This window comes from Microbacterium sp. ISL-103, from assembly GCF_018613995.1.
In the GTDB taxonomy this organism is placed as follows: domain Bacteria; phylum Actinomycetota; class Actinomycetes; order Actinomycetales; family Microbacteriaceae; genus Microbacterium.
The window spans coordinates 1-1926 of the sequence record NZ_JAGGPD010000201.1 but is presented as its reverse complement, the minus strand read 5'-3'; the positions used below and the strand labels follow the sequence as shown (position 1 = coordinate 1926).

Below are 1926 nucleotides of genomic sequence, written 5' to 3'. Positions count from 1 at the left end.
GTTCTGCACGCGCACCTCGTCGGGGACCGAGACCACGAACGCCGGGGTGTCGTCGAGACGGTCGAGCACCCGGAGCATGCGCGGGTGCACGTAGTCGGTGAACACGGTGCGGTCGGGCGCTGCGTGCCCGCAGACCCGATGCAGGTAGTCGCGTTCGTCGGGAGTGAGTCGCAGCGCCCGCGCGAGCGAGGCGAGGATCTGCACGCTCGGCTGCGGCCCGCGCTGCTGCTCGAGACGCGCGTAGTAGTCGGTCGACATCGCCGCGAGCTGCGCGACCTCTTCTCGCCGAAGTCCCGGAGTGCGCCGCCGGGCGCCGGTGCTCAGACCCACGTCGGACGGCGTCAGCTGCTCTCGGCGCCGCACGAGGAATTCCGCCAGTGCTTCTCTGTCCACCTCTGCAGTATCTCGCGACCGACCGAGCGCATCCAGGGATCGCGGATCCCTGGATGTGTGCTCTCTGGCACACACCTGAGCACCGTCGCAGAGTGAACGCATGGACATCAGCGGAAACACCATCTTCATCCCCGGGGCGACGAGCGGGATCGGTCTCGCCCTCGCGCAGCAGCTCGCCGCCCGCGGCAACACGGTGATCGTCGGCGGACGCCGAGAGGAGATCCTGCAGCGGATCGCGTCGGAGAACCCCGAGATCACTGCCGTGCGCATCGACACGACGGATGCCGAGAGCATCCGCACGGCCGCCGCGGAGGTGATCGCCGAGCACCCCGACCTGAACGTTGTCATCACGATGGCCGGGATCATGCGCGTCGAGGACTGGACCCACCCCGACGGCTTCCTCGCCACCGCAGAGGACACGGTCACCACCAACCTGCTGGGTCCGATCCGACTGATCGCGGCGTTCATCGAGCACCTGCGCACCCGGGCAGCCGCGACGATCATGACGGTCTCGTCGGGACTCGCCTTCGCGCCGCTGCGAGCGACCCCGACGTACCACGCCACGAAGGCGGCGATCCACATGCTGAGCGAGTCGCTGCGGCTGCAGCTCGCAGGCACCGGCGTTAAGGTGCTCGAACTCGAGCCGCCGGCGGTGCGCACCGCTCTGATGCCCGGACAGGAGACCAGCGACTTCGCGATGCCGCTCGACGAGTTCATCGACGAGGTGATCGGACTCATCGAGTCACAGCCGGAGGCGACCGAGATCCAGGTCGAGAATGTCAAGTTCCTGCGATACGGCGAGGCCAGGGGCGACTATGCGGAGGTCGTGTCGACGCTCAACAGACTCGACCCGCACGGACGCTGAGACGCTCAGGTCGACGCGGTGCGGTCACAGCGCCGCGTCGACCGCCTGCTGCGCGGTGGTGTGCCTGAACTCGAAACCCGAGCCTTCGCGCACGGTCGGCCTGACGTCGGCATCCGACAGGAGCAGCGAATCCGCGGCGGGGGCGCTCAGAGCGAGACGCAGGGCGAAGGAGGGCGCAGGAAGCCAGAACGGCCGGTGCATCTTCGCGGCCAGAGCCCTGCCGATGTCATTCGCCGAGGCGGGCGTCGGCCCGGTGAAGTTGACCGGGCCGGTGAGCTGCGCATCGATCACGTGCCGGATGCCGCGCACCTCGTCGTCGAGCGAGATCCACGGCCAGACCTGGGTCCCGGGCCCGATCGGACCTGACACGCCGAACCTGGTCAGCTGGATCAGCGGCTTCAGCACGCCTCGGCGATGGATGATCGGCGCGGTGCGCAACAGCGCCACGCGCGTGTCGTCGCCGGCGCGCAGCGCCTCCTGCTCCCACCGCACGCACAGCTGCGCGAGGAACGTGTCGCCGGCGAGAGAGTCCTCGGTGAGCGTCTCTCCCGGGGCCGAGCCGTAGTAGCCGCCGGCGGATGCCGACACGAGAGCCGGCGCGTCGTCTCGCAGAGCCCGCACCGCGGTCGCGATCGCGCGGGGCGTCGTGAGCCGCGAATCGACGAGTG

General features: G+C 69.4%; 3 protein-coding genes. 1 reads left to right on the top strand and 2 read right to left on the bottom strand.

Features of this window, described 5'->3' with window-relative positions:
* Nucleotides 1–393, bottom strand: a 393-nt coding sequence (locus J7E68_RS08315) for a helix-turn-helix transcriptional regulator (protein WP_215171632.1), incomplete at its 3' end; no start/stop codon positions are given.
* 100 nt (nt 394–493) lie between these two features.
* On the opposite strand from J7E68_RS08315, the gene J7E68_RS08310 reads away from it, so the two are divergent.
* Nucleotides 494–1258 carry an SDR family oxidoreductase gene (locus tag J7E68_RS08310; RefSeq protein WP_215171630.1) on the top strand — a complete coding sequence of 255 codons (765 nt, stop codon included), beginning with the start codon at nt 494–496 and terminating at the stop codon, nt 1256–1258.
* A 24-nt stretch (nt 1259–1282) separates the two neighbouring features.
* Here J7E68_RS08310 and J7E68_RS08305 read toward each other — a convergent pair.
* The coding region (locus tag J7E68_RS08305; RefSeq protein WP_215171628.1) for a DUF1731 domain-containing protein at nt 1283–1926 on the bottom strand (644 nt) is incomplete at its 5' end.